Source organism: Nonomuraea sp. NPDC052129, assembly GCF_040680095.1.
Classification (GTDB): Bacteria; Actinomycetota; Actinomycetes; order Streptosporangiales; family Streptosporangiaceae; genus Nonomuraea.
Window position 1 is genome coordinate 329,301 of the sequence record NZ_JBFAVX010000007.1, and the last position, 18,762, is coordinate 348,062.

General features: G+C 71.1%; 19 protein-coding genes. 6 read left to right on the forward strand and 13 right to left on the reverse strand.

Features of this window, described 5'->3' with window-relative positions:
* Positions 1 to 480: 480 nt before the first annotated feature.
* Together AB0L53_RS19500 and AB0L53_RS19505 are read left to right on the forward strand one after the other, a co-directional pair.
* Entirely contained in the window at positions 481 to 1,608 is a 1,128-nt protein-coding gene (locus AB0L53_RS19500) for an alkaline phosphatase family protein (RefSeq protein WP_363995353.1), read from the forward strand.
* Positions 1,609 to 1,639: 31 nt separating this feature from the next.
* Positions 1,640 to 2,452 carry a sulfurtransferase gene (locus tag AB0L53_RS19505; protein WP_363995356.1) on the forward strand — a complete coding sequence of 271 codons (813 nt, stop codon included), beginning with the start codon at positions 1,640 to 1,642 and terminating at the stop codon, positions 2,450 to 2,452.
* On the opposite strand, the gene AB0L53_RS19510 is transcribed toward AB0L53_RS19505, so the two are convergent.
* The 4 genes from AB0L53_RS19510 to AB0L53_RS19525 form a co-directional block, all read right to left on the reverse strand.
* On the reverse strand, positions 2,392 to 5,082 hold the full coding sequence (locus AB0L53_RS19510; RefSeq protein WP_363995359.1) for a CHAT domain-containing tetratricopeptide repeat protein: 2,691 nt from the start codon (positions 5,080 to 5,082) through the stop codon (positions 2,392 to 2,394). The two genes, AB0L53_RS19505 and AB0L53_RS19510, sit on opposite strands and share 61 nt — an antisense overlap.
* A gap of 70 nt (positions 5,083 to 5,152) precedes the next feature.
* A complete protein-coding gene (locus AB0L53_RS19515; RefSeq protein ID WP_363995362.1) occupies positions 5,153 to 5,599 on the reverse strand; it encodes a hypothetical protein in 447 nt (148 codons plus the stop codon).
* On the reverse strand, positions 5,596 to 6,132 hold the full coding sequence (locus AB0L53_RS19520) for a sigma-70 family RNA polymerase sigma factor (RefSeq protein ID WP_363995365.1): 537 nt from the start codon (positions 6,130 to 6,132) through the stop codon (positions 5,596 to 5,598). The genes AB0L53_RS19515 and AB0L53_RS19520 overlap by 4 nt, the downstream gene beginning before the upstream one ends.
* A 74-nt stretch (positions 6,133 to 6,206) precedes the next feature.
* Positions 6,207 to 7,220 carry a S8/S53 family peptidase gene (locus tag AB0L53_RS19525; RefSeq protein WP_363995368.1) on the reverse strand — a complete coding sequence of 338 codons (1,014 nt, stop codon included), beginning with the start codon at positions 7,218 to 7,220 and terminating at the stop codon, positions 6,207 to 6,209.
* Between the two features lie 175 nt (positions 7,221 to 7,395).
* Here AB0L53_RS19525 and AB0L53_RS19530 point away from each other — a divergent pair, with 175 nt between their 5' ends.
* Entirely contained in the window at positions 7,396 to 7,890 is a 495-nt protein-coding gene (locus tag AB0L53_RS19530; protein ID WP_357940353.1) for a DUF3145 domain-containing protein, read from the forward strand.
* 218 nt (positions 7,891 to 8,108) lie between these two features.
* Here AB0L53_RS19530 and AB0L53_RS19535 read toward each other — a convergent pair whose 3' ends face one another.
* The 9 genes from AB0L53_RS19535 to AB0L53_RS19575 form a co-directional block, all read right to left on the reverse strand.
* Positions 8,109 to 9,533, reverse strand: coding sequence for a carboxyl transferase domain-containing protein (locus tag AB0L53_RS19535; RefSeq protein ID WP_363995372.1), 1,425 nt, complete (start codon positions 9,531 to 9,533; stop codon positions 8,109 to 8,111).
* On the reverse strand, positions 9,534 to 10,766 hold the full coding sequence (fabF, locus tag AB0L53_RS19540) for a beta-ketoacyl-ACP synthase II (RefSeq protein WP_357940357.1): 1,233 nt from the start codon (positions 10,764 to 10,766) through the stop codon (positions 9,534 to 9,536). It lies immediately after the preceding gene.
* Between the two features lie 36 nt (positions 10,767 to 10,802).
* Positions 10,803 to 11,042 (reverse strand): acyl carrier protein, encoded by a 240-nt coding sequence (locus tag AB0L53_RS19545; protein ID WP_357648573.1) that lies wholly within the window; start codon positions 11,040 to 11,042, stop codon positions 10,803 to 10,805.
* A gap of 88 nt (positions 11,043 to 11,130) precedes the next feature.
* Positions 11,131 to 12,087, reverse strand: coding sequence for a beta-ketoacyl-ACP synthase III (locus tag AB0L53_RS19550; RefSeq protein ID WP_363995375.1), 957 nt, complete (start codon positions 12,085 to 12,087; stop codon positions 11,131 to 11,133).
* Positions 12,084 to 12,980 (reverse strand): ACP S-malonyltransferase, encoded by an 897-nt coding sequence (locus tag AB0L53_RS19555; RefSeq protein ID WP_363995378.1) that lies wholly within the window; start codon positions 12,978 to 12,980, stop codon positions 12,084 to 12,086. Before AB0L53_RS19555 ends, AB0L53_RS19550 begins: the two co-directional genes overlap by 4 nt.
* A gap of 103 nt (positions 12,981 to 13,083) precedes the next feature.
* Positions 13,084 to 14,208, reverse strand: a complete 1,125-nt coding sequence (locus AB0L53_RS19560; RefSeq protein WP_358545310.1) for a helix-turn-helix domain-containing protein — start codon at positions 14,206 to 14,208, stop codon at positions 13,084 to 13,086.
* A 118-nt stretch (positions 14,209 to 14,326) separates the two neighbouring features.
* Positions 14,327 to 14,758, reverse strand: a complete 432-nt coding sequence (locus tag AB0L53_RS19565; protein ID WP_225289003.1) for a DUF350 domain-containing protein — start codon at positions 14,756 to 14,758, stop codon at positions 14,327 to 14,329.
* Entirely contained in the window at positions 14,755 to 15,903 is a 1,149-nt protein-coding gene (locus tag AB0L53_RS19570; RefSeq protein WP_363995381.1) for a glutathionylspermidine synthase family protein, read from the reverse strand. Before AB0L53_RS19570 ends, AB0L53_RS19565 begins: the two co-directional genes overlap by 4 nt.
* Before the next feature lie 2 nt (positions 15,904 to 15,905).
* Positions 15,906 to 16,319: a hypothetical protein gene (locus AB0L53_RS19575; RefSeq protein WP_357940365.1), complete on the reverse strand. Its 414-nt coding sequence runs from the start codon at positions 16,317 to 16,319 to the stop codon at positions 15,906 to 15,908.
* A 102-nt stretch (positions 16,320 to 16,421) separates the two neighbouring features.
* Between AB0L53_RS19575 and AB0L53_RS19580 the strand changes: the two genes are divergently transcribed.
* From AB0L53_RS19580 to AB0L53_RS19590, 3 genes are all read left to right on the forward strand, one after another.
* A complete protein-coding gene (locus AB0L53_RS19580; protein WP_363995384.1) occupies positions 16,422 to 17,441 on the forward strand; it encodes a PHP domain-containing protein in 1,020 nt (339 codons plus the stop codon).
* 135 nt (positions 17,442 to 17,576) lie between these two features.
* Entirely contained in the window at positions 17,577 to 18,305 is a 729-nt protein-coding gene (locus AB0L53_RS19585; protein WP_363995387.1) for a YafY family protein, read from the forward strand.
* 77 nt (positions 18,306 to 18,382) lie between these two features.
* The gene (locus tag AB0L53_RS19590; protein ID WP_363995390.1) at positions 18,383 to 18,742 is read left to right on the forward strand and encodes a VOC family protein; all 360 of its coding nucleotides are present in this window, start codon (positions 18,383 to 18,385) and stop codon (positions 18,740 to 18,742) included.
* Positions 18,743 to 18,762: the final 20 nt, after the last annotated feature.

Genomic DNA, 18,762 nt, shown 5'->3' on the forward strand with positions numbered 1-18,762 from the left:
TGCCCCACGGCATCTACGGCCACGGCTTCCACGGCCACGGCTTCCACGGCATCAACCGCATCCACGGTGTCTACCGCATCCACGGTGTCTACCGCATCCACGGTGTCTGCGGTGCCCATGCGGCCGCGCTTGGGCGCGCCGCTCCAGCCGGACATTCCCCACGAACGGTCCCGCACCATATGTACGGCGCCCAGCCGATCAGGCGAAGAAGACGGCCAAGAATACGCACGTAACGTCGCCCAGCCATGTGCGGGCTCAGCGGCCGTTTTCCTGGAGGCCCCCAGCCACGTGCGGCGAGTGGCGCCCACTTGGCCGTGCCGTACAAGAAGGTCGGTTTCTGGGGTTTGCTGGGAGTGGCCGTGCGGCGGGTGGCGCCCACTTGGCCGTGCCGTACAACAAGATCAGCTTTTGGGTTTGCGGCGATCAAGCGGGTTCGGGGGATTGGATGATCGAGTTTTCGGACGAACGGAATGGAGCGTCATGGGCGGATACGCGCCACTGATTCCCAGCTACGGCACCGCGTCGCTTGCCGAGCTGCCCGGGGCGCTGCTCGCGGCGCTGGGCATGGCCGAGCCGAACACCCTCCAGCTCGCCCCCGCCGACCGCGTCTGCCTGTTCCTCGTGGACGGGCTCGGCGATGAGCTGCTCCAAGCGCACGCCGACCGGGCGCCCTTCCTCGCCGCCGCCACCCGGACCACGCTCACCGCCGGGTTCCCCGCCACCACCGTCACCAGCCTGTGCTCGCTGGGCACCGGTGTGTCGCCGGGTGAGCACGGCATGCTGGGTCTGATGCTGGCCGTGCCGGGCGCCGGGCACCTGTTCAACTGCCTGCGCTGGACGCTGCCCGGCGGCGCCTTCATGGAGCCGAGCCGATGGCAGCCCGCCGAGACCGTCTTCCAGCGCGCCGCCGCCGCGGGGATCGTGCCGAGTTATGTGGCTCCGGCCCAGTTCGAGGGGAGCGGCCTGACCGAGGCCGTCTACCGCGGCGTGCGTTATCTGGCCGCTGACAGCGTCGACGAGCGCGTGGCCAGGGTACGCGCGGCGATGGCCGAGCCGAGGGCCCACGTCACCGTCTACTACGGCGACCTCGACGCGATGGGCCACATGACCGGCTGGGGCAGCGAGGAGTGGCTCGACCAGCTGGAAATCGTCGACCGGATGGCCGAGCGCATGGCCGCGGACCTGCCTGCCGGCTCCGCCCTCTACATCACCGCCGACCACGGCATGGTCAACGTGACCGACAAGGTCGACGCCGAGACCGACCCGGCGCTGAGCCGGGGCGTGGCGATGCTCGGCGGGGAGGCGCGGGCCAGGCATGTGTACGCCGAGCCGGGCGCCGCCTCCGAGGTGCTCGACGCGTGGCGTGAGACCCTGGCGGGCAGGGCATGGGTGGTGTCGAGGCAGGAGGCGGTCGAGTCCGGCTGGTTCGGGCCGCGCGTGCGGTCCGAATGGCTGGAGCGCATCGGCGACGTCGTGGCCGTCCCATACGCTGACCTGGCGCTCACCGCGCCGAGCGCGCATCCGATCGAGGCGCTGTTCACCGGCTACCACGGTTCGATGACGACGGCCGAACAGCACGTACCACTCTTGGAGGTAAGCAGTCGATGACGTCATTCATGGCAACTGGGGTGAGCACCCGATGAGCCCGTTGATCACGCCCGAGGAGCTCGCCACGCTGGACGGCGTGACCCTGCTCGACGTGCGGTGGCGGCTCGGCGGCCCGCCGGGGATCGAGATGTATGACGAGGGGCACCTGCCGGGCGCCGTCTTCTGCGCCCTTGACGCCGACCTCGCCGCGCCGGCCGGAGCGGGCGGGCGGCATCCGCTGCCGGAGCCGGACGACTTCGAGAGCGCGATGCGGCGGCTGGGGGTGTCCGGCGAACGGCCGGTGGTCGTCTACGACGACACGGGCTCGATGGCCGCCGCGCGGGCCTGGTGGACGCTGCGTTACTTCGGTCACCCGGACGTCCGGGTGCTGGACGGCGGCCTGTCCGCCTGGGCCGACGCGGGTTTGCCGGTCGTCAAGGAGACGCCCGAGGTGGCGCCCGGTGACTTTGTCGCCAGGCCGGGCGGGATGCCACTGCTGAGCGCCGCCGAGGCCGGGGCGCTCGCGACGTCGGGAGTGCTGCTGGACGCGCGGGCGGGTGAGCGCTATCGGGGCGAGGTGGAGCCCATCGACCCCGTCGCCGGGCACGTGCCCGGCGCCGTCAGCGCGCCGACCACGGAGAACATCGGCCCCGACGGCCGGTTCCGTCCCGCAGCCGACCTGCGCGAGCGGTTCGCCGCCCTCGGGGTGGGTGCGGGAGTGCGGGCTGGAGCCTATTGCGGCTCCGGCGTCACGGCCGCGCACGAGCTGCTGGCCATGGAGGTGGCGGGCCTGCCCGCGGCGCTCTACGTGGGCTCGTGGTCGGAGTGGGTCGCCGACCCCACCCGGCCGATCGCCATCGGCTGAGCGCCGATCGCCATCGGCTGAGCGTCGGCGTCGGTCGTCACCGGCTGAGCTCCCGCCCAGTCCCCGGTGTGCTGAGCCCCTGCCCGGCCTCTGGTGAACCGCCGGTTTCCCGCGCCGAAGCACACGAAGCCGAGCACTCCCGTCTTGGCCGAGGCCGATGCCAGGGCCGAGGCGGGAGCCCGGCCGTCGGCGAGGAGTTCATGGAAGGCGGACATCACCGCCAACGCCTCCTCATCGCGCACCGGCACCATCCCCGCGACGACGCAGGACGTACCCCTGGCCAGGAACGTTCCGGCCAGTCCGAGCGGTGCGCCGTCCGTAGGCGTGTGCGCCATTCCCGAGTCGCACGCCGACAGCACCACGAGCCCGGCCGTCCGGGACAGCCCGAGCAGGTCGTACGCCATGAGCTGCCCGTCGGAGAGCGTGATGCCCGACAGCAGCGGGCTACGCGCGTGGAACACCCCGTGCGCCGCCAGATGCAGCACGTCGGCGCTGGTCAGCGCCGCCAGCACGGCCCCGGAGCGGGCGGGCACCTCGCGTCCCCCTGGATGACAGGCGAGCACTTGCGCGACCTCCGCGCGCGCATGCGCCAGCCCCGGCCCGGCCGCGGCGATCATCACGGGCCGTTCAGCGGGTACGGTGGCGCGCCGCCCAGCCGCCAGCCAGGCGGCCGCGCTCGCGGCCACGGACACCGGACGATCACGCAGGCTCGGCAGCGCCCCCCACGGCACCGTGTGCAGCGGGCCGGCGGGCACCAGGACCAGCGGCCGGTCGGCGAGCTCGGGGTGCAGCGGCCGGAGCAGCAGGCGTTCGAGCTCCGCCGCGGCCGGCTCGACCCGGGCAGCGGCGGCGCCGCCGTCGCCGAGCGCGGCCCGGCGCAGTGCGTAGCGCAGGCGGACGAGCGCCTCGCGAATCGGCCGCACATCGCCCAGCCGCCGCAGCGTGAGCCGTTCGCCGATGATCAGCACGGCCAGCAGCGAGGAGCCTTCGACGACGAACTCGACCAGCGCCGCGCCGCCCAGCCCGGCCCGCACGGCGTCGGGATCGGCCAGCCCGCAGGCGTGCGCGGGAGCGGCCACCGCCCGCCAGCGTTCGGCCCAGTCGAACACCTCCCGGGCGCACCCGTCACGCACAGCCATCGTCAGCCCGAACGCCGCCAGCCGCTCACCCGCCCGCGCCGCGTGGGCCCGCAGCGAAGGATCCTCGAACGAGTCCATGCTGCCGCCCATGTCGGCCAGCCCGTCGTGGACCGCGCGGAACGCCTGGGTGACGTCCTCCCGCAGCGCCGCCTCCAGCGCGAGGGCGTGCTGACGCACCAGCACCGGGATCTGTGACACCTGCTCGAGATGCTTGGCCTGCAACTCCGAGGCCAATGACGTGAGACGGGTCCCGGCGGGAACCCAGCGCTCGACGCGCTGGGCGTGCACGGTGAGGCGGGCCAGCTGCGCCGACGCCGTCGGGTGGTCGTCGAGCGCCAGCGCCGCCTCCGCCGCCACCAGGCGTAGCGCGGCGGCGCCCGCCAGGAAGGCGGGACCGTTCTCGAGGTCGTCGGCGCACGCGATCAGCTGGTCGAGCAGGTCCGGGGAGGAGCCCTCCAGCGTGAGGCGGGCCCGCAGCACCACCTCCGTGGCCAGCGGCAGCCATGAGAGGCGGTCCTGCTCGGCCAGCTCGACCGCCGCCTGCTCGGCCACGGCCAGCGCGCGGCGCGCGTCGCCGGTGAGCAGCTCCACCTGGGCCAGCTTCAGCCGCGCCTCGGCCAGCGCCACCAGCGCGGCCGACGATTCCAGATCGGGTACGGCCAGGCTGAGCAGCGCCCTGGCCTCGCCGGGGAGGTGTGCGGCGAGCAAGGCCCCGGCGAAGTCGGCCCGCATCGTGGCCAGCCGCTCGGGGAAGCCGAACAGGGTGTTCTCGGCCGCCCGGTAGTGGGCGAAGGCTCCGGTGATGTCGCCTTGGCGGACCGCGAGGAAGGGCAGGTTGGCGGCGGCCAGGCGGGCCAGGTGGTCGAGCCTGGCGTGACGGGAGATCTCCAGGCAGGCGGTGATGTCGCGGGTCGCGGCGTCCCAGTCGCTCCGGTAGGCGTGGACGAGGCCGCGGTTGAGCAGGCCGCCGGCCAGGAAGCGGCGGTCGTCGATGGTGCCCGGCGCGGCCACGAGCGCCTGGAGCGCGCGGTCGCACGAGGCGATGGCCTCCTGGTAGCGGCCCAGGTGGGCGAGCGCGACGGCGCGCTGGGTGTCGAGCTTGGCCCGGTCGAGCGGGGAGAGGTAGGCCCAGGCCAGGGCGGCGACCCGGAGCGCCTGCAGGGGATGGCCGCGTTCGGTGCGTACCGTCACCAAGGACAGCCGTGCCTGGGCCAGACGCTGTCGCGTGGCGCCGGGAGTGCCGATGGCCAGCCGGAGGTGGTCTTCCGCGGCTTCGAGATCGCCTAGCTCGCGGGCGGCCAGGGCCATCGCTCTGTGGGCGACCACCGCGGCTTCGGCGCAGTCCGCCGCCCGGGCGGCGGCCAGGACGGTGCGGCCGGCGTGCAGCGCCTGCTGGGGATCGACCACCGAACGCAGCACCGCCGTCTCGGCCGCCACCACCAGCGGCCCGATGGTGTCGGGGGCGGAACGGTCGTCCGACGTTGCGATCATGGCGCCTTGGGCTTCGTAGGGGAGGGGTTGGGAGCCAGGGGGTGGGACGCGGTGCCTGGCTCCCGGCTGGTCATGGGCGGATCCGCACCCACCTGGTTTGGACGGGTGCGAAGCCGGGCCGGTGGCAGACCACGCTGAGCCAGCCCGGAGGCAGGCCGGTGACCGCGAACTGGCCCGAACGCGAAAGACGCCTGGTGAGCGTCAGATGCGGGGTCCTCACATCGACGTGGCTGCCCTCGCCGGGATGCGGGAACACTTGTCCCGCGACGTCGATGAGTCCGTCGCCCACCGTCACCTCCAGATCGAAGGTGAGGCCGGCCGCGACGAAGCGGATCATGCCGGGACCGTCGCCGCCTCGTACGCCACGGGGTGCGGCGCAGTCGGCGGGCGGGGCGGTCACGGCTTGAGAGACCCGGAGTCCGAAGGCATCGCGTGCGGCGGCGGAAACATGCCCAGGGATCGGATCACTCCCGGCGGCGAGCCGGAGAGCCGCCAGGAAATACTCATCGTTGATCATTGCACCGTCTCCTGTAGTGAGAGCAGGGTGCGCAGTTTTTCCAGGCACCGGATCCTGGTTGGACCCACGGTGCCCACGGGCATGCCGAGCCGCATCGCCACCTGCTGGCTCCCCATATCCGTCGCCACCAGCTGGAGGAGGGTGCGGCAAGGCTCGTGCATGGCGGAGACCGACTTCCAAAGCAGGTGCCTGCCGTCGGCCTCCAGGACGGCAGACGCCGGATCAGGGTCGTGTACGACGTCGAAGGAGGGAAATCCGGGTGGTTCCTTCCTGATGATCAGAAGCGCCTCGCGACGCGTGGTCGTCGCCAGCCACGCGCCGACGCCTGATGGTTCCCTGATGGTGTGGAGGTTTTCGAGCAGCCGCAGCCAGGCACCCTGGACCGCGTCCGCCGCGTCGGCTTCGTTCAGCCCGCACGCGCGGGCGACCGCCCACATGCGCGAGCCGAACCTGGACTCAAGCTGGTCCCAGGCCGTGTGGTCGCCTTCGGCCGCGGCCTTGAGCAGCTCCGCGGGATCGCGTGGCTCGTGCATGCGGCCTCCTTCGCCGTGACGGACGAGGAGGCCACCCTGCCTCCTCGTGATTGGCCGAGGACTGAGCGTAAACTCTACAGACTCGACCTGATGAGAACTCCCAGATCGGGAATTTGCCGGGTCGTCTCAGGGTCAAGGACTCGCCCGGCCGCCTCCTTGACGGGCAGGTCCTTGGCGGCGCTCGCGATGGCGCCCGCGACCAGGGCGGTGGCGAAGGAGGTGCCGCTCCAGACGGCGTAGCCGGAGAAGTCGTCGCGCTCCAGGAAACTGCTGGCCAGCCACTCGCCACGGGCGCACGCGTCGACCCAGGAGCCGTAGGCCGAGAACGGCGCCCGGTGCTCCTGCGTCGCGTCGACCGCGCCCACGCCCACGACCTCCGACAGCGCGGCCGGCCAGAACGGCCGGTCGCCGGCGGTGTTACCCGCGCAGGCCACCGCGACGGTGTCGGTCAGGCTCCGCAGCGCGTCGGCCAGGAGGGGCGGCGGCCGGTCGTCGAAGGTGTGGCAGCCGAATGACAGGTTCAGGATCTGCGGCGGGCGCTCGCGCAGCCGGTTGAGGGCGCGGACCACGCCCGCCTCGTCGCCGACGCCCTGGCCGTCGAGCACCCGCCACGCCCGCAGCGACACGCCCGGCGCCTGCCGCAGCAGCAGCCCGGCGAGGAAGGTCCCGTGTCCCGCCTGGGGGCCTTCGAGCATCTCGGCGTCGTCCCCGGGCTGCTCCTTGTACCAATCGCTGTCGGCCCACCACGGGTGCGGGGCGATCCCGGTGTCGAGCAGGCCCACGACGACGTCCGAGCGCGCTCTGCCCGGTTTGTACGGCACGGTCGAGGTGGGGAACGGCCGGGACGCCGGCCCGCCCCAGAACAGCGGCTGCCCCGTGAGCAGATGGTTGGGGGAGGCTCTGAAGCCGCGCTCCCGCAGATCCATGGTGATCTCGATGGGGTCGACGCCAGGTGACAGGTGGATCACGCAGACGCCGTCGGCGTCGGCGACGGCCTGAGTCCAGCGAGCCGCGGCGGACAGCGCGCCCCGGTCGGTCAGTATCTGACCTGGCCGGATGAGCGACTCGCCGACAGATTGGATGTCCATGAGCGGGTATCTTTCCGCGCTCACCCGCGTGTCACACGCCACTGCGGCACCAAGTTGGTATGGCCCCCCTCTGGTGCCCGGTAGCGACCGACGGTAGTCTCTCCCTAGTCACTTGTGATCATCCCGGGGCGAGGCCGTTGGGGAAGGCGCACCTCGTACCGAATCGGGAGGTCCGGTGTCTGCTTGTGGCGTGCTCTACGTCCACTCAGCTCAGCCCGCGCTGTGCCCTCATATCGAATGGGCGGTCGCGGGTGTTCTTGGCGTACCCGTGGACCTGACGTGGACGCCGCAACCCGCCGCGCCCAATGTCGTGCGGGCGCAGGCGGAGTGGGAGGGTCGTCCGGGCATCGCGGCGGCCATCACCTCCTCCCTCATGGGCTGGCAGCGGATCCGCTTCGAGATCACCGAGGACGCCTCACCGGGGGTCGACGGGTCCCGGCATGCCTATACGCCGACGCTCGGCGCCTTCAGCGCGGTCGTCGGGGCCGCGGGCGACATCATGATCCCCGAGGACCGGCTCCGCACCGCGATGATGATGGCCGCCCAGGGGCGCGCGGTGCTGGAGGACGAGCTGGACAAGCTGCTCGGCCGGCCGTGGGACGAGGAGCTGGAGCCGTTCAGGTACGCGGGCGACGGGGCACCCGTCCGCTGGCTGCACGCCGCCGTCTGAGACCCGCACGAGGCCGCCTGAAGCACACACACGCCACAACGCCTGAGGCACACACGCCGGCGCCCGTCTGAGAGGCACCCGCCAGAACGTCCGACGGGCACCCGCCTGAAAGTCCGAGAGGCACCCGCCAGAACGTCCGAGGGACACCCGCCTGAACATGAAAGGGGCCCCGCACCAAAGGAGGTGCGGGGCCCAACTCATACGGCTACAAGGGGCGGCTACAGCGGGATGTTCCCGTGGGCGCCCCTGGCCGGGGTGGCCTGGGCGAGGACCTTGGCGATCGCCCTCCGGGTCTCCTCCGGCTTGATGACCTCGTCGATCACGCCCAGCTGTCGCGCCCGCTCGAGCCCGCCGGCCAGCTTCTCGTGCTCCTCGGCCAGCCGCTGCTCCAGCTCGGCCCGCTCCTCTTCGGGAGCCGCGGCCAGCTCGCGGCGCTTCAGGATGCGCACCGCCGCGACCGCGCCCATGACCGCGACCTCGGTCGTCGGCCAGGCGAACACCTTGGTGGCGCCCAGCGCGCGGGAGTTCATGGCGATGTACGCGCCGCCGTACGCCTTGCGCGTGACCAGCGTGACGCGCGGCACCGACGCCTCGGCGAAGGCGTGCAGCAGCTTGGCGCCGCGGCGGACCACGCCGTCGTGCTCCTGTCCGACACCAGGGAGATAACCGGGCACGTCGACGAGGACAACCAATGGGACGCCGAAAGCGTCACACATACGAACGAAGCGGGCAGCTTTCTCGGCGGACGTGGCGTCGAGGCAGCCACCCAGCCGCATCGGGTTGTTGGCGATCACGCCGACCGTCCGGCCACCGAGGCGGCCCAGCGACGTGACGATGTTCGGTGCCCACTTGGGGTGCAGCTCGATGCCCGGCTCGTCGAGCAGGCCGTTGACCAGCGGCTTGACGTCGTATGCCCGCCGCGCCGACTCCGGGAGCAGCGTGGAGAAGTCGACCTCGCCGATGCCCGTCGTGCGCACCCGTCCCTGATGGCCGAGGAGCACGGCCAGCTGCCGAGCGCGTAGCAGCGCTTCGGTCTCGGACTTGGTGACGACGTGTACGACGCCGCTGCGCTTGCTGTGCGGCTCGGGGCCGCCCAGCGCGGCGCTGGTGACGTCCTCACCGGTGACGCTGCGGACCACGTCGGGGCCGGTGACGAAGATGCGGCCGGAGTCGGCCAGGATCACCAGGTCGGTCAGCGCCGGGCCGTAGGCGGCGCCACCGGCGGCGGGCCCGACGACCACGGAGATCTGCGGCACCACGCCCGAGGCCTTGGTCATCGCGGCGAAGACCCGGCCGACGGCGTGCAGCGACTCGACGCCTTCGGCGAGTCGCGCACCGCCGGAGTGCCAGATCCCGATGACCGGCACCCGTTCGCGGACGGCCACGTCGTAGGCGTGCACGATGTGCTCGCAGCCCTCGCCGCCCATCGCGCCGCCCTGGAAGCGGGCGTCACTGCAGAAAGCGACGACGGGCACACCTTCGACGCGGCCCATGGCGGCAAGTACGCCGCTCTTGTCTTCAGGAGTGATTAACCGCAGCGTGCCCTCGTCGAGCAGCGCGGTCAGCCTGACGACCGGATCGCGGGGATCGGCGGGCTCCTGATCGGACTCCTGCGACGCCACTCGATTGTCGAGCACAGTCATCTAAGCCCCCTTGAACACGACTGCCACGTTGTGACCACCGAAGCCGAACGAGTTGTTGACCGCGGCGATGTCGCCCTGCGGCAACGGGCGGTTCTCGCCGTAGACGAGGTCCACCTCGATGCCGTCGTCGAGATTGTCCAGGTTGATGGTGGCCGGCACGATGCGCTCCTGGAGCGCCTTGATCGTGAAGACGGACTCGATGCCGCCCGCGCCGCCCAGCAGGTGGCCGGTCATGGACTTGGTCGAGGTGACCAGCGGGTGCGTGCCGATGGCCTTGGCCACCGCCTGCACCTCGATGACGTCGCCCGCCGGGGTGGAGGTGGCGTGCGCGTTGACGTGCTTGACGTCCTGGCCGGTGATGCCCGCGTCGGTGAGCGCCTGGGTCATCGCCATGCTGATGCCCCGGCCCTCCGGCTCGGGCTGGGTGATGTGGTGGGAGTCGGCGGAGTAGCCGACGCCCGAGGCGTAGGCGTAGATCCGCGCGCCGCGCGCACGGGCGTACTCCTCGGACTCGAGCACGATGATGCCCGCGCCCTCGCCGAGCACGAACCCGTCACGATCGCGGTCCCACGGCCGCGAGGCGCCCGCGGGGTCGTCGTTGCGGGTGGACATGGCGCGCGCGGCGGCGAAGGCGGCCACGTTGAGGCCGTGGATCGCCGCCTCGGTGCCGCCCGCGATCACCACGTCGGCGCGGCCGGACCTGATCATGTCCATCGCGTAGCCGATGGCCTCCGCGCCGGACGCGCAGGCCGACACGGTCGCGTGCACGCCGGCCTGGGCGCCGCGATCGAGACCGATCCAGGCGGCCGGGCCGTTGGGCATCAGCATCGGCACGGTGAAGGGCGAGAGCCGGTTCCAGCCCCGCTCCTTATAGGTGTCGTAGGCGGACAGCGTGGTGGTGATGCCGCCGATGCCGGAGGACACCACGACGCCGAGCCGCTCGGGCGCCACCTCGGGGGCGCCCGCGTCCTGCCAGGCCTCGCGAGCGGCGACCATGGCCAGCTGCTCGCTGCGGTCGAGGCGACGGGCCTCGGGCCTGGGCAGCACCTCGGTCGGATCGACCGCGGCCGTCCCCGCGAACTTCACGGGGACGGTGTCGATCCAGTCCGCGTTGATGGTCTCGACGCCCGACTGACCGGCGAGGAGCGCCGACCAGGTCGAGGTGACGTCTCCACCGACGGGCGTCGTCGCGCCGAGCCCGGTGACCACGACACGTACCCGGTTTGCACTCACGTTTCGCGCTCCTTGTCGATCAGGTTGGGTGTGAGATCAGTTCTGGATGAAGGTAAGGACGTCCTTGACCGTCTTCAGGTTCTTGAGCTGGTCGTCGGGGATCTCGACGCCGAACTCGTCCTGGGCGGCCACGGCGATCTCGACCATGGACAGGGAGTCGATGTCGAGGTCGTCCACGAAGTTCTTCTCGGGAGTGACGTCGCTCACCGGGATCCCGGTGATCTCGTTGATGATCTTGCCGAGGCCCTCGAGGATCTCCTGCTCGGTGGCAGCCATGTCGCTATTTCTCCTTTTGCTGTTTTCTGGTTCTGTACGGCTCAGGCCGTACAAGCACTGATTGGTACGGCATGAGTCGTACCGGATCCTACGGAATCTCGATGACCTGACCCGCATAGGTCAGGCCGGCGCCGAAGCCGAGGATGAGCGCGAGCTGACCCGAGCGCACCTCACCGCGCTCCAGCATGCGCGAGAGCGCGAGCGGGATGGACGCGGCGGAGGTGTTGCCGGCGGTCACGATGTCGCGCCCGATGACGGCCTGGTCGGCGCCGATCTTACGGGCGATCGCCTCGATGATGCGCAGGTTGGCCTGGTGAGGTACGAATGCGGCCAGCTCCGAGGGGTCGACCCCGGCGCGCTCGCAGGCCTCCTTGGCCACCGGGTGCAGCGCGGTGGTGGCCCAGCGGAACACGGTCTGGCCCTCCTGGTGGAGGGAGTCGTTGCGGTCGTTGATGATGATCGCGTCGGACTTGTCGCCCGAGCTGCCCCAGACGACCGGCCCGATGCCGGGCGTGTCGGAGGGGCCCACCACCGCGGCGCCCGCGCCGTCGGCGAAGATCACGGCGGTGGACCTGTCGGTCCAGTCGATCCACTGGGACAGCTTCTCGGCGCCGATGACCAGCACGTGCCTGGCCGAGCCGGCGCGGATCGCGGAGCTGGCCACGCCGAGCGCGAAGCAGAAGCCGGCGCAGGCGGCGTTCACGTCGAACGCGCCGGGCGACTTGATGCCCAGGCGGTGGGCCACGACGGCCGCGGCGTTGGGGATCTGGCTCTCCAGCGTGCAGGTGGCGACGATGACCAGGTCGATGTCACCGGCCGACAGGCCGCTGGCGGCCAGTGCCTTGCCGCCGGCCTGCACGGCCATGTCCTCGACGGACTCTTCGGCGCCGGCCACCCGGCGTTCCTTGATGCCGACGCGGGACTGGATCCACTCGTCGTTGGTGTCCATGGTCTTGGCCAGGTCGTCGTTGGTGACGACGTTGGACGGCTGGTAGTGGCCGAGGGCCAGCACCTTGGCGCCCGGGGCGATGTCGGGAATCCTCACTTGGTCAGCTCCCTGGCCGCGTCGAGATCGTCGGGGGTCTTCAGCGCCACGGTTCGCACGCCCCGCAGCGCGCGCTTGGCCAGGCCGGTCAGCGTGCCGCCCGGCAGCAGCTCGATCATCCCGGTGACGCCCAGGTCGGCCATCGTGGCCATGCAGCGGTCCCAGCGGACGGGGCTGCTGACCTGGTCGATCAGGCGCCGCATCAGCACGGCGCCGTCGGTGACGACCTCGCCGTCGGCGTTGGACAGCAGCTTGAGCCGCGGGTCGGCGGGGGCGATGCCCTCGGCGGCGACGCGCAGGTGGTCGACGGCCGGGGCCATGTGCACGGTGTGGAAGGCGCCCGCGACGGAGAGCGCGATCTGCCTGGCGCGGGCCGGCCCGTCCTCCTTGAAGGCGGCCAGCTGCTCCAGCGTGCCGCCCGCGACGATCTGGCCGGCGCCGTTGACGTTGGCGGGGGTCAGGCCGTGCTTGTCGATGGCGGCCAGCACCTCTTCCTCCACGCCGCCGAGCACCGCGGTCATGCCGGTCTCGGTGACGGCGGCGGCCTTGGCCATGGCCTGGGCGCGCTCACGCACCAGCGACAGCGCCTGCTCGGGGGTCAGCACGCCGGCCAGCGCCGCCGTGGCGAACTCGCCGACGCTGTGGCCCGCCAGCAGGTCGGGCGCTACGTCGAGCACCTCGGCGGAGGCCATCGCGGCGGCCACGAGCAGCGGCTGGGCGACCGCGGTGTCGCGGATCTCGTCGGCGTCGGCCTTGGTCCCATAGGTGATCAGATCGAGGCCCACGACCTCGGACCACGCGGACAGCCGATCCGCGAAGCCGGGGAGTTCGAGCCAGGGTGTCAGGAAGCCTGGAGTCTGGGCACCTTGGCCCGGGGCGACGAGTACAAGCACGAAATCCACACTGCCCTGTAGAGGTTCGACACGCGGATAAGGATCCGTACGAACTTCGTCCCAGGGGTTTTGTAGGAACCCTACAGTGGGGGTTTCGGGGCTATTACGTTAGGGCGCGCCAGGTGGCAGCGCTCTCCGAAAGCCTGCCGAGAATCAGCCCCACCTGCAAGGTGAAGGCCGACCTGCCTTCGGTCGGCTGGTAGCCGGTCAGCTCGGTGATCTTCTTGAGCCGGTAGCGCACGGTGTTGGGGTGGACGAACAGCAGCCGGGCGGTGGCCTCCAGCGAGGTGCCCTGCTCCAGGTACGTGGCCAGCGTATCGAGCAGCGGGGTGCCGGCCAGCGGGAGGTAGACGCTCTCGATGAGCTGCTCCCTGGCGTCGTCGTCACCGTCGAGCGCCCGCTCGGCGAGCAGGTCGTCGGCGTGCACTGGGCGGGGCGCGTCGGGCCAGCCTGACGACGCCTTCAGCCCGGCCAGCGCCGCCTTGGCCGATCTGGCGGCGGCGTGCAGGTCGGGCACCTCCGGGCCGATGACGATCGACCCCTCCCCGAAGCGGGCCACGACCTGCTTGGCGGCAGCGTCCACGCTGTCGGCGCCGCCCACGATCACGATCAGCCGGTCGGCCTGCACGCCGGCGAGCAGGTCCATGCCGATCCGGCGGCCCTTCTCGCGCAGCCCGTCGATCACCGCGCGCGGGTCGCCCTCAGGGGCGCGGCCGGCGATCACGACGACGGGGGAGGAGGTCCAGCCCAGCGCGGCGGCCCAGGAGTGCAGCCCGTCGTCCACCTCGCCGCGCACCAGGGCGTCGACGATCAGCGCCTCCAGCCGGGCGTCCCACGAGCCCCTGGCCTCCGCCTCACGGGCGTAGACGTGGGCGGCGGCGAAGGCCACGTCGCGGGTGTAGCGGAGCATGGCCTGCTCCAGCTGGTCCTCGCCGCCCGGCGCGGCCAGCTCGTCGGTCTGCGCCTCGACCACCTCCACGACGACCCTGACGATGTCGACGGTCTGCTGCAGGGAGATCGACCGCTTCAGCTCACGTGGCGCAGTGCCGAAGAACTCGATGCTGGGCGTGGGCCGGTTCTCGCCCGCGTGCTGGAACCACTCCACGAACGCGGCGATGCCGGCCTGCGCCACGAGTCCCACCCAGGAGCGGTCCTCGGCGCTGAGGGCGCGGAACCACGGCAGCTGATCGTCCATGCGCGCCATGGCCGCAGTGCCGAGCGAGCCCATGGCCCGCTCCAGCCTGCGGGTGGTGTCCTCCCGGGTCCGATCTGTCACGCCTCCTAGAGTGCCAGGTGGAGTCAGATGGCCGCGACGCGAGCACGGCCAGGGTGACAGCGGGGCCGGGTCAGATGACCGCGACGGCGGTGATGAGCCCGATGGCGACGTGGGTGACGGCGAGCAGCCGGGCGCCCGGCTGCAGCTCGGGCTCCTTGACCAGGTCGCGTACTGAGATGCCGACCAGCTTGTCGAAGACGAGCATGGCGACGGTCTGCACCACGATGCCGACCAGCCCGAAGACCACCGTGCCCGCCAGGCCCTCGGTGAGCCGGCCGCCCGAGGACCAGATGGAGGCCGCGACGATCAGGCCCACCGCGGCCAGCGCCGAGGTGGCCAGCAGGGTGGCGTTGGGGTTGCGCTCGGTGCGGATGACCGAGCTCAGCTTGCCCGGCGTGGCGAGGTCGATCACGTAGAAGCCGACGATGAGCAGCACGACGCCCACGGCGGCGTAGGCGGCGATGGCGCCCGCGCCGCGGGCGAGGGTTTCCAGCAGGGTCATGGGTGCTCGATTCGGTGAGGAACGAAGGAAGAGGTGTCGTCGGTGATCAGGCCAGTAGTCTCCCTGATACCCATTCCGGCGGCCTCGTCGGCGATCACCCAGGCGCCGAGCACCGGCCGCTCGCCTTCGAAGTCGGGCAGGGCGTCGAACCCTTGGTAGACGTAGCCCTCCTGGCCGTAGGAGCCGGGCGTCTCCTGGGTGCCGTCCGGCGTGACGATGCGCATCGACGCGCCCTCCCTGCCCAGGAGCGGTTTGGCGATGTAGGAGTCCAGGTCACGGGGGCCGTCGAGGTAGGCGGGCAGCAGGTTGGGGTGGCCCGGATAGAGCTCCCAGAGGACGGCCAGCAGCGCCTTGTTCGACAGCAGCGTCTTCCACAGCGGCTCGATCCAGGTCGCGTGCCGGACGGCGTGCCGCCCGAACGGGTCGGCCAGCATCCACTCCCACGGGTAGAGCTTGAACGCCGAGCGGATCATCCGCTCCTCGACGTCGACGAAGCGGCGGTTGAGCGCGTCCCAGCCGATGTCCTCCATGGCGACGGCGACCGTGCCCAGCCCGGCCTGCTCGGCGGTCTCCTGAAGGTAGGCCAGGGTCATCGCCTCCTCGCCGGTCTCGTCCATGTTCGTCCAGGCGAAGTGGACGGGCCCGGCGGGCAGGGTCAGCTCCCGCCAGCGGTCCACGAGGCGCTCGTGGATGGAGTTCCACTGGTCGTCCGCCGGGTGGACGTCCTTGAGCCAGAACCACTGCGCCACCGACGACTCCACCAGCGAGGTGGGCGTGTCGGCGTTGTACTCCAGCAGTTTGGCCGGCCCTGTGCCGTCGTAGCGCAGGTCGAAGCGGGCGTACAGGTGCTGGTCACGCCGCTCCCAGGAGCGCGCCACGTCTTCGTGCGCCCAGTCGGGGATGGCGAAGTCGGCGTAGCGGCCGGTCGAGACCACGTGCTCGACGGCGTGCAGGCACATCTCGTGGAGCTCCTCGACCTGCTCCTCCAGCCCCTCCACCTCCTCCATGGAGAAGACGTAGTGGATGGACTCGTCCCAGTAGGGCCGGGTGAGCCCTTCCGGATGGGCGGCCCGGTGGTAGGCCAGCCCATGGCTCTCGATCGTCTTCTCCCAGCCGTCCCGGGGAGTGCCATGTTCGCGCCGCACCGTCAGCCTCCGCCGCTCCAGTGGCTGCCGAAGCCGCCGCGTTGGATGTCGCGGCCCTTGCGGCTGGAGATGTTCACGTCGGAGGGGCGGTAGCTGGTGCCGGCGCGGACGCGCGTGCCGATCCTGGTGCCGCCGTAGTACCAGTGGTAGGCGCCGCGTGAGCCGCCGTAGAAGTGGGAGGTGCCGTCGTCGTCATCGTCGCAGAGGGACTCGTCGACGACCTCGTACGAGCCGTCGCTCAGCTGGTTGTTCATGTCGACGCAGTCGGCCGTCACGTCGTCGTCGTTCTGGGCCGAGCAGTAGCCCACCAAGAGAACGGACACGATGCCGAGGACGGACAGCGTGACCACCTTCGACGCCTTCGACCGCTTGGGGGCCTCCGGCATCGGAGGCGGCGCGGGCGGCGAGTAACCCATCAAGCTCCTGCTTTCGTTGGCCGATCAGCCTATAGCCGCACGTCGTAACGCTTCAATGCCTACCACCGGCCGCTTGCCATCGGCTTGGGTACGTATCAACACATGACACCCGTCGAGGCGCTGCGCGAGATCGCCTACCTGCTCGAACGGGCCGGCGAGCCCACCTACCGCGTGCGGGCCTTCCGCAACGCCGCCGCCGTCGTCACCGACCTGCCCCCCGACGAGCTGGTACGGCTGGCGCGGGTCGGCGGCCTGACCGAGCTGCCGGGCATCGGCAAGGTCACCGCCCTGGCGATCACCGAGGCGCTGGACGGCGACGTGCCCACGTACCTGCGCAGGATGCGCGCCACCGAGGGCGCCGACCTCGACGACGAGGCCGCGGCGCTCAGGGCGGCGCTCAAGGGCGACCTGCACAGCCACTCGGACTGGTCCGACGGCGGCTCGCCGATCGAGGAGATGGCCGAGGCGGCCGAGGCGCTCGGCCACGCGTACTGGGCGCTGACCGACCACTCGCCCCGCCTGACCGTGGCCAACGGACTGTCGGCCGACCGGCTCAAGAGGCAGCTCGACCAGGTCGAACGGCTCAACGAGCGGTTGGCGCCGTTCAGGATCCTGACCGGTGTCGAGGTCGACATCAACCTGGACGGCACCCTGGACCAGGACCCCGAGCTGCTGGAACGGCTCGACGTGGTGGTGGCCAGCGTGCACTCCAAGCTGCGGATGAGCGGCCACGAGATGACGCGCAGGATGGTGACGGCGATCTCGAACCCGCACGTCGACGTGCTCGGCCACTGCACGGGGCGGGTCGTGCAGGCGGGCGGCCGGCGGGGCCGGGTGCGGCCGGAGTCGGACTTCGACGCCGAACTGGTCTTCGAGGCGTGCCGCCGGTTCGGGGTCGCGGTCGAGATCAACTCGCGGCCCGACCGGCTCGATCCGCCGAAACGGCTGCTGCGGCTGGCCTACGAGATGGGCTGTGACTTCGCGATCGACTCCGACGCGCACGCGCCCGGCCAGCTCGACTGGCAGCGCCATGGCTGCGAGCGCGCGGCCCGGTGCGGCATCGAGGCGGCGCGGATCGTCAACACCTGGCCGCTCGCCGATCTGCTGGCGCGTCACGCTTGAACTCAGGCCGGCGCGTCACGCTTGGACCTCTGCCGGCCTGTCATGTGCTGGCGTGTCACGCTTGAACCGGGATCGCCTGCCTGGTAAGGGGTTTGCGACCCGCGATTGTCGGTGGCGCGGCGTAACGTCACGAGTGTGAACCGTACCGACCGGCTCTACGCGCTCGTCGAGGACCTGCGCGCGATCTCGCCACGCTGCCGTTCGGCCCGCGAGCTGGCCAAGCGGTTCGAGGTCAGTGCCCGCACGATCGAGCGCGACATCATCGCGCTGCAGGAGTCAGGCGTGCCGATCTACGCCCAACCGGGGCGCAAGGGCGGTTACGCGATCGACAAGAAGATGTCGTTACCCCCGCTCAACTTCACCCCCGCCGAGGCGGTCGCCATCGCCGTGGCGCTGAGCCGGGCGGGTGACCAGCCGTTCGGCAGGCAGGCGCGCAGCGCGCTGCGCAAGGTGGTCGCGGCCATGCCGGGACGGGAGGGCGAGCTGGCCAGGGAGCTGGCGCGCCGGGTGCGGATGGTCACCCCGGCAGCCGAGCCGGGCGCCGAGATCCAGCCGCTGGGCGGCGAGGGCATCTCCCGGGCGATCGAGGAGGCTCTGCAGCGCCGGCGCGTGCTCAGGATCGACTACGCCGACGCGAAGGGGGCGCTGACCTCGCGCGACGTCGAGCCCGGTGTGTTCCTGGGCGGCCGCGGTGGTTTCTGGTATCTCGTGGCGTGGTGCCGCCTGCGCGATGACGTACGGGTCTTCCGCCTCGATCGGATCGCCTCGGCCTCGGTGATCGCCGAGCGCTGCCCCGACCGGCCGCTGGAGAGGTTCTCCACTGACATCCCGGACATGTTCGTACACGGCACGATGCTCGATTAATCATTCGAAAACACCGACATAAGGTTGTCGCCCACCCGTTAGATCGTTGTCTTGTTCGAGAAATTAGGGAGACAACGATGGACAACACGGTTACCTGGTTCGAGGTCGCGACCGATGACCCCGAAGGTGCCCAGCGGTTCTATGGCGGGCTGTTCGGCTGGACGTTCGGGGCTTCCCCCGCCGGCCCGATCGACTACCGGACGATCGGCTATCCGGGTCGTGAGCAGCCCGGAGGTGGCTTCTACAACACCAAGGGCGAGTTCCCCGCCCACGCGATCTTCCATGTGGAGGTGGCCGACGTGGAGCAGAAGTGCCGCGAGACCGAGTCGCTCGGCGGCAAGGTCGTCACGAAGGTCATCGACGACGGCGCGGGCACCGACTTCGCCTATCTCCAGGACGGTTCGGGCAACCTCTTCGGAGTCTTCCACCGTAGGTGACCTGGCCGGGCGTGCACCCG

What these genes read in the sequence shown, in the direction of transcription:
- AB0L53_RS19500 (WP_363995353.1), top strand. Translation starts at nt 481, where the DNA reads ATGGGCGGATACGCGCCACTGATTCCCAGCTACGGCACCGCGTCGCTT.
- AB0L53_RS19505 (WP_363995356.1), top strand. Translation starts at nt 1,640, where the DNA reads ATGAGCCCGTTGATCACGCCCGAGGAGCTCGCCACGCTGGACGGCGTG.
- AB0L53_RS19510 (WP_363995359.1), bottom strand. Translation starts at nt 5,082, where the DNA reads ATGATCGCAACGTCGGACGACCGTTCCGCCCCCGACACCATCGGGCCG.
- AB0L53_RS19515 (WP_363995362.1), bottom strand. Translation starts at nt 5,599, where the DNA reads ATGATCAACGATGAGTATTTCCTGGCGGCTCTCCGGCTCGCCGCCGGG.
- AB0L53_RS19520 (WP_363995365.1), bottom strand. Translation starts at nt 6,132, where the DNA reads ATGCACGAGCCACGCGATCCCGCGGAGCTGCTCAAGGCCGCGGCCGAA.
- AB0L53_RS19525 (WP_363995368.1), bottom strand. Translation starts at nt 7,220, where the DNA reads ATGGACATCCAATCTGTCGGCGAGTCGCTCATCCGGCCAGGTCAGATA.
- AB0L53_RS19535 (WP_363995372.1), bottom strand. Translation starts at nt 9,533, where the DNA reads ATGACTGTGCTCGACAATCGAGTGGCGTCGCAGGAGTCCGATCAGGAG.
- AB0L53_RS19545 (WP_357648573.1), bottom strand. Translation starts at nt 11,042, where the DNA reads ATGGCTGCCACCGAGCAGGAGATCCTCGAGGGCCTCGGCAAGATCATC.
- AB0L53_RS19560 (WP_358545310.1), bottom strand. Translation starts at nt 14,208, where the DNA reads ATGGGCTCGCTCGGCACTGCGGCCATGGCGCGCATGGACGATCAGCTG.
- AB0L53_RS19565 (WP_225289003.1), bottom strand. Translation starts at nt 14,758, where the DNA reads ATGACCCTGCTGGAAACCCTCGCCCGCGGCGCGGGCGCCATCGCCGCC.
- AB0L53_RS19575 (WP_357940365.1), bottom strand. Translation starts at nt 16,319, where the DNA reads ATGGGTTACTCGCCGCCCGCGCCGCCTCCGATGCCGGAGGCCCCCAAG.
- AB0L53_RS19580 (WP_363995384.1), top strand. Translation starts at nt 16,422, where the DNA reads ATGACACCCGTCGAGGCGCTGCGCGAGATCGCCTACCTGCTCGAACGG.
- AB0L53_RS19590 (WP_363995390.1), top strand. Translation starts at nt 18,383, where the DNA reads ATGGACAACACGGTTACCTGGTTCGAGGTCGCGACCGATGACCCCGAA.